The 13,197-nt window shown below is 40.6% G+C and carries 15 protein-coding genes; 6 read left to right on the plus strand and 9 right to left on the minus strand.

From position 1 onward, the window contains the following. Nucleotides 1-75 precede the first annotated feature (75 nt). Complete coding sequence (locus tag AM592_RS01290) at nt 76-1,809, plus strand: ABC transporter ATP-binding protein (RefSeq protein WP_053602110.1); 1,734 nt, start codon at nt 76-78, stop codon at nt 1,807-1,809. Further along, the gene (locus AM592_RS01295) at nt 1,790-3,616 is read left to right on the plus strand and encodes an ABC transporter ATP-binding protein (protein ID WP_053602111.1); all 1,827 of its coding nucleotides are present in this window, start codon (nt 1,790-1,792) and stop codon (nt 3,614-3,616) included. Before AM592_RS01290 ends, AM592_RS01295 begins: the two co-directional genes overlap by 20 nt. Nucleotides 3,617-3,877: 261 nt before the next feature. Here AM592_RS01295 and AM592_RS01300 read toward each other — a convergent pair whose 3' ends face one another. The 5 genes from AM592_RS01300 to AM592_RS01320 all read right to left on the minus strand — a co-directional run bounded on the left by AM592_RS01300 (nt 3,878) and on the right by AM592_RS01320 (nt 8,304). Then, on the minus strand, nt 3,878-5,056 hold the full coding sequence (locus AM592_RS01300) for an NAD(P)/FAD-dependent oxidoreductase (RefSeq protein WP_053602112.1): 1,179 nt from the start codon (nt 5,054-5,056) through the stop codon (nt 3,878-3,880). A gap of 39 nt (nt 5,057-5,095) precedes the next feature. Next, nucleotides 5,096-5,518 carry a helical membrane plugin domain-containing protein gene (locus AM592_RS01305; RefSeq protein WP_053602113.1) on the minus strand — a complete coding sequence of 141 codons (423 nt, stop codon included), beginning with the start codon at nt 5,516-5,518 and terminating at the stop codon, nt 5,096-5,098. Nucleotides 5,519-5,861: 343 nt separating this feature from the next. Continuing rightward, nucleotides 5,862-6,506, minus strand: coding sequence for a TetR/AcrR family transcriptional regulator (locus tag AM592_RS01310; protein WP_053602114.1), 645 nt, complete (start codon nt 6,504-6,506; stop codon nt 5,862-5,864). A gap of 68 nt (nt 6,507-6,574) precedes the next feature. After that, nucleotides 6,575-7,588 carry an ABC transporter permease gene (locus AM592_RS01315; protein WP_053602115.1) on the minus strand — a complete coding sequence of 338 codons (1,014 nt, stop codon included), beginning with the start codon at nt 7,586-7,588 and terminating at the stop codon, nt 6,575-6,577. Next, a complete protein-coding gene (locus AM592_RS01320; protein ID WP_053605942.1) occupies nt 7,585-8,304 on the minus strand; it encodes an ABC transporter ATP-binding protein in 720 nt (239 codons plus the stop codon). Before AM592_RS01320 ends, AM592_RS01315 begins: the two co-directional genes overlap by 4 nt. Before the next feature lie 160 nt (nt 8,305-8,464). Between AM592_RS01320 and AM592_RS01325 the strand changes: the two genes are divergently transcribed. Continuing rightward, nucleotides 8,465-8,998 (plus strand): YfiT family bacillithiol transferase, encoded by a 534-nt coding sequence (locus AM592_RS01325; protein WP_376773424.1) that lies wholly within the window; start codon nt 8,465-8,467, stop codon nt 8,996-8,998. Between the two features lie 24 nt (nt 8,999-9,022). Further along, on the plus strand, nt 9,023-9,592 hold the full coding sequence (locus AM592_RS01330; RefSeq protein ID WP_053602117.1) for a thioredoxin family protein: 570 nt from the start codon (nt 9,023-9,025) through the stop codon (nt 9,590-9,592). Between the two features lie 34 nt (nt 9,593-9,626). Here AM592_RS01330 and AM592_RS23015 read toward each other — a convergent pair whose 3' ends face one another. Both AM592_RS23015 and AM592_RS23020 read right to left on the minus strand, forming a co-directional pair. Beyond that, complete coding sequence (locus AM592_RS23015; RefSeq protein ID WP_082363639.1) at nt 9,627-9,785, minus strand: YfhD family protein; 159 nt, start codon at nt 9,783-9,785, stop codon at nt 9,627-9,629. Between the two features lie 23 nt (nt 9,786-9,808). Further along, entirely contained in the window at nt 9,809-9,937 is a 129-nt protein-coding gene (locus AM592_RS23020; protein ID WP_082363642.1) for a YfhE family protein, read from the minus strand. 297 nt (nt 9,938-10,234) lie between these two features. On the opposite strand from AM592_RS23020, the gene AM592_RS24455 reads away from it, so the two are divergent. Further along, nucleotides 10,235-10,507: a nuclease-related domain-containing protein gene (locus AM592_RS24455; protein ID WP_225970315.1), complete on the plus strand. Its 273-nt coding sequence runs from the start codon at nt 10,235-10,237 to the stop codon at nt 10,505-10,507. Nucleotides 10,508-10,887: 380 nt separating this feature from the next. Beyond that, the gene (locus tag AM592_RS24460; protein ID WP_225970316.1) at nt 10,888-11,145 is read left to right on the plus strand and encodes a hypothetical protein; all 258 of its coding nucleotides are present in this window, start codon (nt 10,888-10,890) and stop codon (nt 11,143-11,145) included. A gap of 53 nt (nt 11,146-11,198) precedes the next feature. Here the strand turns inward: AM592_RS24460 and AM592_RS01340 are convergent, their stop codons facing one another. Further along, nucleotides 11,199-11,756: a GNAT family N-acetyltransferase gene (locus AM592_RS01340; RefSeq protein ID WP_053602118.1), complete on the minus strand. Its 558-nt coding sequence runs from the start codon at nt 11,754-11,756 to the stop codon at nt 11,199-11,201. A gap of 291 nt (nt 11,757-12,047) precedes the next feature. Continuing rightward, on the minus strand, nt 12,048-13,187 hold the full coding sequence (locus AM592_RS01350) for an amidohydrolase (RefSeq protein ID WP_053602120.1): 1,140 nt from the start codon (nt 13,185-13,187) through the stop codon (nt 12,048-12,050). Nucleotides 13,188-13,197: the final 10 nt, after the last annotated feature.

The following is a 13,197-nucleotide window of genomic DNA, read 5'->3' on the forward strand; positions in this document are numbered from 1 at the left end:
ATAATCTAATAATATACATAAAGCAAATATTTCGAGTGTCAAAAGAAAATGAAAGAAATCTCTGGGGGCTTACTTATGGCAAAAGTTTTCTCTTTTTTTAAGCCTTATCGTCTGGCGATAGGGATTGCTCTGTTTTTCATGTTCACTGAGCTAGCTGTAGAGCTGGTGCAGCCACTCTTGATGGCGAAAATTATTGATGAAGGAATCATGGCAAACGATTATCAAGCTGTCCTATTGTGGGGAGCAATTATGGTGGGAGCAACAATTTTTTCTTTTGCTTCTGGCATTATTAATTCGTTTTACGCCGGGCATGTAAGCCAAAGCCTCAGTTTTAATCTCCGAAAGGCGTTATTTGAAAAAATTCAAGACTTTTCTTTTTCTGTTTTCGCCCAATTTCCGTCTTCTTCTTATATTACTCGCTTAACCAATGATATCACCCAGCTGCAAAATATTATCTTCATGGGATTACGGATCATGTTAAGAGCTCCGCTGTTAATCGCAGGAAGCATGATTATGGCTCTTACTGTCAACGTAAAGCTAGGTTTATTTCTTCTGATTACGACACCGTTGTTGTTCTTTTTTTTACTTTGGCTTCTAAAAAAAGGCGCCAACATATTTGGAGCTGTTCAACGTAATCTGGATCACGTGAACGCTATTATGCAGGAAAACTTAGCAGCAATGAAGCTGATTAAGGCGCTTATTCGCGGAAAGCATGAGGTGAAACGATTTATTGCCTCTAATGATAAGTTGAAGGACAAGACGATTTATGCGCTTCGTTTAATGGAATCGTCAATGCCTGTTCTGCTCCTCCTGATGAATCTTGGGCTGCTTGGGGTCCTATGGATCAGTAGTATTGATGTTCGCAATGGACAGGTACAGGTCGGGGAAGTGGTTGCAATTGTCAATTACGCGACACGTATTACAGGGGCACTTTCCATGGTTGCTTTTATTATCATGGGGTTTTCTCGTGCAAAGGCTTCAGCTGAACGAATTTCAGAGGTCCTTGACACGGAAGAAGCCGATCGGCAAGAAGGAAACAACGAGGCAGCTATTCGAGGGAAAGTTGAATTCCGTAATGTTTCCTTTCGCTATCCGGGAACAAATACGGAAGTCCTTCATGATCTATCTTTTACAGCTTATCCCGGTGAGAAAATTGCAATTATGGGGGCGACAGGATCGGGGAAATCAACACTTTTTCAATTAATTCCACGGTTGTATGAGTCAGATAAAGGCTCAATTATGATTGATAATCAGCCGATAGAAGGCTATAAAATTCACCAGCTTCGTAAGCAAATAGGTTTCGTTCCGCAGGAAGCTCTGCTTTTTTCAGGCACGATCAAGGAGAATATCAGATGGGGAAAAGAAGATGCCACAATGAATGAAGTGATTGCTGCTGCGAAAAGCGCTCAAATACACGATACGATTGACAGGCTCCCAAATAAATATGAAACCGTGCTAGGGCAAAAAGGAGTCAATCTATCTGGCGGACAAAAACAGCGATTGTCGATTGCAAGAGCATTGGTTCGCAGGCCTAAGCTGCTTTTTCTCGATGACAGCACAAGCGCGCTTGATTTAAAAACAGAAGCGCTTCTATTAAAAGCCATTAATGATTATGATTGTACTTTATTTATTATCACGCAAAAGATAAGTACGGCGATGAAGGCAGACCAGATTTTACTTTTAGAGGACGGAAAGCTTTTAGAGAAAGGGAAACACGAAGAGCTGGTGCGCACATCAAAGCTTTATCAACGCATATATAAATCTCAGTTCGGAAAGGAGTCATTGAACTATGTCCAGGCAAATTACTGATCCTTTTCGATATAAAAAGCTAGACAGAAACAAAAAAGATCAATCGGTAAAAAGAGCTTCGAAAGCAAAAGATTGGCAAGGTACATTAAAGCGGATATGGAGTTATCTTGCAAAAGAGAGAACAAAGCTGTTTCTTGTGTTTTCGATGGTTATCCTAAGCTCTGCTTTAAGCCTTTTAGGCCCGTTTTTAATCGGTGTTACGATAGATGAGTACATCGTAAAAAACAAAACGAACGGTTTGCTGCTGATTCTTGCTGCCCTTTTTGTCATATATATCATTTATTCCGCTTCCCTCTGGCTCCAAAATTACTGGATGATTAATATCTCTCAAAAGACGGTTTATACGGTTAGAAATGAGCTTTTTTCCCGTCTGCATCAGCTGCCGATATCTTTCTTTGACAAGCGCCAGCACGGCGAGCTGATGAGCAGAGTAACAAATGATATGGAAAACGTAAGTTCGACACTAAATAGCTCGGCCATACAGGTGCTTTCCAGTGTTTTGACACTGATCGGAACAATCGCAGTCATGCTTTATTTAAGCCCATTGCTAACACTTTTGACAATGACGATTATTCCGTTGATGGCGATTGGGATGAAGTGGATTACAAACCGAACGGGAGAACTGTTTAAAGAACAACAAAAAAATTTAGGAGAATTGAATGGGTATATCGAAGAAACGATTAATGGACAGAGGATTGTTAAAACCTTTTCGCAAGAGGAAAGAGTCGTCACCTCCTTTTTAGAAAAAAGTGAACGGTTGAAAACATCGGGCTTTTGGGCGCAAACGATTTCCGGTTTTATTCCAAAGGTTATGAATATGCTAAACAACCTCAGTTTTACGATTATTGCAGGGATCGGCGGCATTTTTGCCTTGAATGGCGCCATTTCAATTGGAGAGATCGTGATATTCGCAGAGTATTCCAGACAGTTTACGCGTCCCCTGAATGATTTAGCCAATCAGTTTAATACTTTGCTTTCTGCAATCGCAGGGGCTGAACGTGTATTTGATATCATAGATGAAAGGGAAGAAACAGAGGACGAAGAAAGCGCCGGCCATCATACAATCAATAAAGGAAAAGTTGAGTTTAAGGATGTCGCCTTTTCCTACGAAAAAGGCGAAAAAACAGTCAGCGGCTTAACGTTCACCATTCAGCCGGGTGAAACCATCGCCTTTGTCGGTCCAACCGGAGCTGGAAAAACGACGGTGACCAATTTACTTGCGAGATTTTATGAACCGGACAGCGGACACATTTATATTGATGGGCATGACAGCAGGCAGATTACGAGAGAAAGCCTTCGAAAGCATATGGGCTTTGTCCTGCAGGATTCCTTTCTTTTTCAAGGGACGATATTGGAAAACATCAGGTACGGCTGGCTCGATGCAAGTAAAGAGGAAGTGATTGAGGCTGCAAAACATGCCAATGCTCACGCTTTTATTGAAAAGCTGCCAAATAAGTATCAGACAAAACTTAATCAAAATGGCGGCGGAATCAGCCAGGGCCAAAAGCAGTTAATCTCTATCGCAAGAGCCCTTTTGGCAGATCCCGTACTGCTCATTTTAGACGAAGCCACCAGCAGCATTGATACTGTAACTGAATTAAAGATTCAAGAAGCGCTCGGGTATTTGATGAAAGGAAGGACGAGTGTAGTTATCGCACACCGGCTGAACACCATTCAAAACGCCGACCAAATCATCGTTCTTGAAGACGGCAGGATTACCGAAAAAGGGACACACAACGAATTGATCAAGCAAAAAGGCTTTTATTTCGGACTGTACCAAAGCCAGTTCAATAAGAATATTGGGTGATGGAAGCCAGAAGCGGCCGGCATTTTCGGGAGAGAAAAGCATAAGCTTGCGGTCGGAAGGAGCATATAAATTGGGTAAGCTGGCACATAAATCACGGAGGTAGAACATAAACCAGGAAAGCGGCACATAAGTCAGGGGAAAGGCACAAATCCTGAGCAAGGAATCACATTACCTATAGTTACTGTTTCACCAACGTCAAAATAATTAAAGGCATTGTCAAATTTAAATTGAACAATGCCTTTTTATTTTGCATGCGGGAGCTTAGTAAGCTAAGCTGAAAAGCCCTTTAATATGTGATAGATAACGTACGTTGCTTGCTTCTTTCATTAGGGACGCAGGAAGACCTTTTAAAGGTGTAGAGTTTGCGCCAATAATGGCTACCGCATCTTTGCGGCCAAGGCTTGCAAGTGTACCGGAATTTACCGGGCTGAACGTTTCAAGTGTTTTGTTTTCTAGGTATGCGTAAAGGTTGTAGCCGATCAGCTCGCCCATTTGCCATGCAATTTGCGCAGTTGGCGGGAATGGACGTCCGTCAGCGCCAAAGTACACTGCGCTGTCGCCAGCAACGAATACATCTTCGTGAGAAGTGGACTGTAGAAAATCGTTAACAGTGGCACGGCCGCGGTTAACTTCTAGGCCAGACTCGCCGACTAGCGGATTCCCTTGAACTCCACCGGTCCAAACAAACGTATTTGTTTTAATTTTTTGTCCGTCTTTTAGGTCAACAACGTTTCCTTCAACATTTGTTACAGGAAGGCCTGTTAAGAATTCGACGCCGCGTTTTTCCAAGCTTTCTGTAGCACGTACAATTAGATCATCTGGCAATACTGGAAGGATCTTCGGACCAGCCTCAACTAATTTTAGTTTGATTTCCTTAGGATTTACACCGTAGCTTTTTGCAAGCTTCGGCATAATATCGGCAAGCTCGCCGACTAATTCGACGCCTGTTAATCCGCCGCCCCCGATTAGAATTGTAGCATCTGCTTCATTTTTTGTTTTTGAATATTCGCGAATGCGATCTTCCACATGCTGATAAACTTTATTCGCATCAGCTGCAGATTTTAATACGAGGCTGTTTTCTTCAAGCCCTGGAATGCCAAAGTAAGCTGTTACACTTCCAAGACCAACAACAAGGGCATCGTAAGACAAAGTTGAACCGTCTGAAAGAGCAACCTCTTTATTATCAACAGAGAAGGATTTGACCTCAGCAATTTTTAAGTCAATGTCTTTACCTTTGAAAAGCTTCGTTAAAGGCATAGCCACTGCTTGTTCAGATACGTTGCCAGCTGCAAGGCGGTGCAGCTCAGTAATAATTTGATGAGTCGGATACTTATTAACTACTGTTACTTTCGCTTCTTCTTTGCTGTAATGATCGCGAACTGATAAAGCAGATAGGACTCCGCCGTAACCAGCGCCTAAAATTACAATATGTTTTGACATCGTGCATCCTCCGTCCTTATTTCTAATATAATTTCTATATTATTTTTGGTTTTCACGCTCTGACATAATTTGCATATAGCTTTGGGCAAAACGGAAAAGCTTCTGTGCTTGCGGATCTTTCATCATACGCAGCAACCCGAAAATCCCGATTATTTCTTTGCTTTCGTCTGCACGGTCTTTTGCTTCAATTGCAGTTGCAGCAACTTCTTTCGCAGTTTCTTTAACAGGGTCGAGCATTTCAGTAATTGCACTAACAGTATCATTCTTCAAAACATCATCCGAAGCGACGGATTGTGCAAAATCATAAGACTTTGTCAAAATATTTACTAACTCTGTAAGCTTTGGAAGCTGGTCAACCAATATAGTCAATGACTCTTGAACTTCAGGTTTAAGCAGCTGATCAAGTAAATCACGTTGGCCTTGACTAACAGATACGGTTGTTTGATCGGTTGTTTCTGGCATATCCAATTCTCCTTTACATTAAGAAATAGGCTATTTTTGAAGGGGATTTTTCACCTTGTCTATCTCACTCATGAAATAAGATTGTGAATTTATGCACAAACATATGCAGAAATAAACATTCAGACTTAAATTTAATTAAGTAATGAGATAAACAGTCTTCCCCTCTAAAAATGCAAACTCAAGAATTTTTTATTTTACTTTTATATGTTAACACTTTTTGAACGAATTGTTTAGTTTCGTTAACAAAAATAGTACATTTATTTTTTCATGGAGGATTTTCTACCCACTAATTTCATAAATCTATCAAAATCTAACAAGAATTATTGGTCAGAGAGCGAAATCATCACTCTTTTCTAATTCCCCTCATCACAAACTGAACTGTTCGTTCAATTTCTTCTTTTTCATCCATTTCAATTCCAGCTATAAAACGTGCGGCAACCAATCCCATGATTGATGACACTATGAGCCTGATGATGGTGTCTGCAGGTAGTTCTACGAGTTCGCCTTTTTCTACTGCAGCCTCAACTTTTTGCTTAAAAGGGTGGTAGACATGTTCAGAAAATAATTTTTTAAAATGAGATTGCAGCTCTTCATGGAAGAAAACCTCCTGTATAAAGATCTTAATGACAGGGAAATTAGCTTTGACAAAATCAAATCTGTTCGAAATGATCTCGCGGACAAATTCTTCAAAGGATTGATAGCTTTGCTCAAAAACTTCTTTCTTGAAGCTTTTCGCAAATGTAGGTGTAATCATTTTAGCAATCGGCATGACTATCGACATCAATAAATCCTTTTTCGTTTTATAGTGCCTGAAAATTGTCCCCTCGGCGACTCCTGCTTTTTTAGCTATTTCACTTGTTGAAGTGGCTGCAAACCCTTTTTCGGAAAATGTTTCAATTGCTGCAATCAGGATTTTTTTCTGCTTGTCACTCATTTTTATTTCTTCATCACTGTTATTCAAAAACTCTTCCAACGAAAAACGAGCCATTTTTCTACTCCTTCTTGAATCATAATTTCATTATAGTTAACGAAAAGGAGGATCACAAGCTGATCGAATTACAACCGTCTGTATTTTTTTAAAGTGAAGATATTCAGCAGGGCAAATGCTGTGATAAAACCAATGAGAACGAACAGATCGGTTTGGATCTGTGGAAATCCCTGTCCTTTTAGCATGACTGCTTTTAGCGCATCTGCTCCATAATACAGCGGCATCACAAAGCTTACGGATTCCAGCCAAGACGGCAGTCCATCTAACGGAAACAAGCCTGAAAAAAATACTTGCGGAACAATGACAAGCGGAATAAACTGAATCAGCTGCAGCTCATTGTTTGCAAATGTAGATAAAAAGGTTCCTAGAGTTAAAGCTGTTAAAGATAGAAGAATGGTAATGATAAGAATAAGGCCAATCGATCCGGAGTTGTATAAATTCAAGATTTGGATCGCGAACCAAGTAATTACGATCGATTGCAAAACCGTAAATAGCCCAAATCCGATACTGTAGCCTGCAACGATTTCATATCGTTTTAATGGAGTGGCCAGAATTCGTTCCAGCGTTCCTTTTGTTCGTTCTCGTAAAAAGGAGATCCCCGCCACTAAAAAGACGAAAAAGAAAATAAATAATCCGACAAGCACAGGTCCTGTATAGTCAAAGCTTGAAAGCTCATCATCGCTATAGGCATAGTCCACAGACACGGTATCTGATTGTCCTTTAGGCTGCTGAATTCTTTGCAATGTGCCGAGAATTTCTTTTGTATTTTGGCTGCTGTTGTCGAGTGTAACGGAAAGACCGTCCGATCCAAAGCTGAAAAACGCATCAAGCTGATCATTTTCAATCGCACTTTTCGGCTGGTTCGAGCTGTAGTCCTCCACTTCAATATTTTCTTTTTCCAATTTGCTTACAAGACCGTCTGGAAGCTGGTAACCTCCTGTGTGAAAAACAGCATTTTCATTGTTTAAAACAAGATTGGCTAGAGTCAGTACGAGAAGCGGGGCAAAAAGCATTAATAACAACGTCCGTTTGTCCCAGAAAAACTGTTGAATGATTTTGGTAACAAGCGCTTTTATTCTCATGCTTCGTCTCCTCTATTCATAAGAAAAATTTCTTCAATTGACGATATGCCGTATTGTTCTTTAAAGCCTTTCGGTGTGTTTACCCCGATCAGTCTGCCATCACGAATCAACGCTAATCTGTCACACTTTTCAGCTTCATCCATGACATGGGTGGTGACAAGAATGGAAACTCCATTATTCTTTAGCTGCTCGAGCTCATTCCAAATAGATTTCCTAAGCAGAGGGTCGATACCGACAGTTGGTTCATCAAGTGCGAGCAAAACCGGGTTGTGCAACAGGGCGATCGCGAGAGACAAGCGTCGTTTCATCCCGCCTGAAAACTGGCCGGTTTTTTTATCCTTATGATCTTGCAAATCGACTAGGTTCAGCACTTGGTCAATCTTGAATTTCCGTTCGTGCTTTTTTAAACCATACAGTGTAGCAAAAAAAGAAAGATTTTCTTTGGCAGTAAGATCCTCATACAAGGCATCCGCCTGGCCCATGTATCCGATTTGATTTAATACGGGTAAATTTGGCATAACCGTATCAAGAACATGAACTTCGCCCTCGTTCGGCTTCTCCATACCGATAATCATCTTAATTAACGTTGTTTTTCCAGATCCAGATGGTCCTAAAAGGCCAAAAATCTCCCCTTTTTTTATCGAAAAATTGATATCGGCTAAAACGGACCTGGATTGATAGCTTTTACTCAAATTAGAAATTGTTACGGCTGTCATCATTTCATTCTCCTCCCTAGAATAAAAAGTGAGTAATCACTCATTTAAAGTACCATATGCTTTTCTTATTGTAAAGTGAGTAATCACTCACGATCTTTTAATTGAACTCTGACTTTCCAATCAATAAAATGAAATCATTCAGAGTATGTAAAAGGGAGAGCTGCAGATGGATCATTTGAAATATCCAATAGGAAAACACGAGGTTTTACAGACATTTGATCAGGCAAGCATTGACGAATCAATTGAAACTCTTCAAAAAGCACCTGTGTTGCTGAAGGAAGCCATCCAGGGGCTAAAAAAGGAGCAGCTACTTACTCCTTATCGAGAAGGGGGATGGACCGTTTGGCAAGTAGTAAACCATCTTCCAGACAGCCATATGAACGCCTATGTTCGCTTTAAATTGGCGTTAACAGAAGAGAATCCAGTGATTAGACCATATGCTGAGCATCTCTGGGCAGAACTTCCTGATTCGCACGATACTCAGCCCGAGGTCTCCATTCAACTTCTTTCCGCTCTTCATGAAAGATGGGTGATCCTTTTAAAAGGGCTTGAGGAAAAAGATTATTACAAGACCTATTACCATCCTGAAGATAAAGAAAAGTTTGCCGTTTATCAGGCAATCGGCACGTATTCATGGCATTCACGGCATCATATCGCCCATATTACTTCGCTTCGTGAAAGAATGGGCTGGTAAAAATGTGTAAGGAGATGAGGAAGTATGAACCTTCAAGCATGGTTTGAAAAAGGATTGAAGCAGCATGAGTATATTTTCAGTATGGAAACCCATAAAGAAAACTTGCTGAAAGTCTACAACGAGGTTAATTTGGATGAGGATGAAAAAACACTGCTGCAAGGATTACAGAAGGAGCAGTTGAAAGCAGTTATTCTGACGGCTGATTGGTGCGGCGATGCAATGGTGAACCTGCCGATTTTTATGAGAATTGCGGATGAAGCTCTGCTCGAAGCACGTTACCTGATCCGGGATGAAAATCTGGAGCTCATGGACCAATACTTAACAAATGGGAATGCAAGATCGATTCCAATTATTATTTTTCTGGATAAAGACGGAAATGAAATAGGGAAATGGGGTCCAAGGGCTCCTCAAGTTCAGGAGAAAGTCGATACGTTAAAAGAAAAGCTACCAGTTAAAGAATCGGCTGATTACGAACAAGCATTTAAAGAATTTGTTAAAGAAATTTCTATCCTGTTTACAACGGATCGAGCGATTTGGGCAGATGTAAAGGGCGATCTTATACAAGGTTTAACACAGGCGGTCCCAAAACAATAGAAATAAAAGCAGATCCAATTGGACCTGCTTTTTCTTATTTATTCTCACTGCTTCTTGCGCGTCTGTCCGCAGCATCCGCCCGTTTTTGCGCTTCCACATCGTCGGCGTCCGCCAGTTCAGTTGAATATTCCTCGTAAACCCCATCGGTTTCATTTAATGCTTTTTCTGTAATATCATCCTGTTTTTTGTTCATTTTTTTAGCTCCTAACCTGCAAATTATTTTCTGCCTGAGGCTCTGTCTGCTCTTCTAAATTCCCTTGCATATGTAACCTCTTGCATTTTTCTTAGACGAGACTGTTCCTGCTCAGTTTTCTTTTTACTTGCCAAATGATTCACTCCCTGCATATTAGGATTTCATCTAAAGGATATCCTTTATTCATTTTTTTGATACACTGCTTAGGATGTTGGATCTTGTCGAGTAATCGATATATTGAAAATATCGCCGATAAATGAGTGGTTTTCGTCGATATATTCGAAATTCCGACGATAAAATAAAAAAATCGCCGATAAAATTTGAAATTAGAGATCCAGCAGGTATTTGTGACCCATTGTTGAACTAGCAGAAAGAGAAAAAACAACAGGAGTGGTTGAATGATTATAAAAAAGCGTGAAATTCCTCGTTCGATTTAAAAATTACAAGCTTTGCTTCGAAATCTTCCTTCGAATCATCCGAAAATTCCACTAATAACCGAGGAGCTCAAAAAAAGAACAGCAGGCTATAGAGGGGAGACTGCTCTAGATTTTCCGCTAAGTTTTATAGCTGAGAAAGACTACTTCATTTTTCATGATCTGAGACTACAGGATTCATCCCGTTATTTTCAAATGGATACGCTTGTGCTGTCGCAAAAATTTGCGCTGATTTTAGAAGTCAAAAATATTGCTGGTTCGTTATATTTCGATCCTACGTTCAATTAGCTTATCCGAACAAAGGATGGTACGGAGAGAGCTTTTCCAGATCCGATCCTGCAAATCGAACGTCAAGAAATACAACTGAGAAATTGGCTCTCAACCAATCGTTTACGAAATGTTCCGGTATTCTCATTCGTCGTCATAAGCAACCCAGAAACTATTATCAGAACCTCACCAGAAAACCGTGATTTAGGCCGCAAAGTCATTCACCGCGATGCACTTCCTTCGAAAATAATCCAATTAGAAAATACAATCAAAGAGCAGGCTTTTTCAGAAAAAGAACTTAAAAAAGCTGTTCGCGCTATCAAAAGGCTGCACATTCCAGAAGACTACCCCATTTTAGAAAAATACCAAATAAAAAAAGCAGAAATTTTAAAAGGAGCAGTATGTCTCCATTGCAATCACAGGCCCTTATTAAGGACGCATGGAACTTGGATTTGCGAAAAGTGTCTCAGCAAAACCCAGGATGCCCATATTCAACCGCTAAAAGATTATTCGCTGCTGATAAATTCGACAATAACGAATCACGAGCTAAGAGACTATTTGGACTTGCAATCATCCGCGGTCGCAAAGAGAATCATGCAATCCATGAATCTCACATACAGTGGATTGAACAAGGGAAGGGTGTATCACCTGTCATTTGATAAATCTTGAACTGAATAAAAAAAACCACCCGCTGCTATCGGGCGATTTCGGTTTACGCTTCTTTTAATTGCTCTTCCTCTTGTTCCTGTTGAATTCTGAGTAGATGCAATGTATATAAATCCTTTGGAATCTCAAACAGATGGTAAACGTCCAGTCCTTGGTTAATTTGATCAAGCAAGGCTTTTCTCGACTCATCTGCTTTTAAGACATACGGAAGCTTTTCAGCAGCTTTAAGCGAGCGGACATTTGTCTTGCGGATTTTCATAAAAATTGTTTCAATGTCTTTCTCGTAAAAAAGCTCATTAAAAAATTGTTCCTTTGCAGGCTGATTATAGCCTTTTCCGTGATACGGCTTTCCGAGCCAGGTTGCTAAAAAACCTGCTTTATCAACTATGTCAAAAAGGCTGATCGAACCAATCGGCGTTCCCCATTCGTCAATAATCGTACGGGAGATGAGTTTGCCTTGCTCTTCGGCCTCGATTAAATTTTTAATTTGAAACATATATTCTTCCATTGATTCCGCTTTATAGCGGACATATGGGAAAATTTGCGGGTCAATCATTAATTCATAAAGCGCGTGGCTGTCAGTGATTTCACGTTTTTTTAGCATGGGCTCCCTCCATAACACCGAGGGTAGTCACAGCCGGTATAAGTGACTCTTTCCACCCTCGAAATTTTTTCAAATCAAAGAAAAGGTATATCCCTTTAAGGAATGCTTTTCTAAAATAAAAATAAAAAAATTTCGGGGTGGGAATCGAACCCACTAGAACCGTCGTGCGGTGGCTCACCATTTGCCTTCCCTGATTCAATTGACATTAGAAAATAAATCAGTTCAAAATTATAGTACTCGAATAAAAGAAAAAATGATACACCTTTTTTGTAAATATTTTACGACGTAATATTACAAAGTTTGACTTGCGGATTGAAACACGATTTTTCCATTAATCAAAGTTAAGACAGGCTTGGCAAGATAGTGAAAAAGGTGCCCGTTCCAAACAGATAAATCCGCATCTTTTCCGGGCTCAAGGCTGCCTAACCGATCGTCAATTCCTAAATTTCTGGCTGGGTTGATCGTAATGCCTTCCAACGCACTTTGTTCATCCATACCTTCTCTGACTGCAATAGAAGCCGCAATATTTAAGTATTGAATCGGAGTATAAGGATGGTCGGTTGTAATTGAGATGTCTACGCCTGCTTCAGCCAGGATACGATAGGTGGACCAGCTCTTATTTTTCAGCTCGACTTTTGACCGCCTTGTCAAAGTTGGTCCGATGCTGACCTTCGCTTTTTTTTCGGCGAGAACAGCTGTAATGAGATGTCCTTCCGTACAATGCTCAATCCGGTAATCGAGGTTAAATTCTTCACTGAATCGAATCGCCGACATAATATCATCGGCGCGATGAGCGTGGATTCGCACCGGAATTTTTCGCTCCAATGCTTGTAAAATTGGCAGCTGTCTGAAATCACATTCCGCATTTTTTTGAGCAGAGTAAAACGCTTCTCTCAGCATCCCCATAATGCCCATTCTAGTAATGGATTCCTTTGCCCCATGGCTGTGTATTCGTTTAGGATTTTCGCCAAATGCAATTTTAAGTCCCGCAGTTTCTTTTACCATCATTTCTTCAAGTGTTGTACCGGCTGTTTTAATGACAGAAGTTGTACCGCCGATGACATTTGAGCTTCCGGGCATGATATGAACAGCGGTAATCCCGTGCTTTATTGCATCTTTAAATGCCGGATCGAATTGGTGGCAGCTGTCCAACGCCCTGATATGCGGCGTAATTGGTTCAATCGATTCGTTGGCGTCATTGCCAGCCCATCCCGTTCCTTCGTCATATAAGCCAATATGGGTGTGGACGTCAATCAGGCCTGGGAAAATATATTTATCTTTACAATCTATAATCCGGTCTGCTGATTCTATTGTTATGGATCGGCTGATCTCAGCAATTTTGCCATTTTGCACGAGTAAATCGGTCTCATAAAGAGGCTTCCCCGTTATTGGATACAAATTTCCCCTTTTGAATAAAAGCTTTTCGCTCATTTGGCATCTC

Origin of the sequence: Bacillus gobiensis (assembly GCF_001278705.1) — a bacterium.
Classification (GTDB): domain Bacteria; phylum Bacillota; class Bacilli; order Bacillales; family Bacillaceae; genus Bacillus; species Bacillus gobiensis.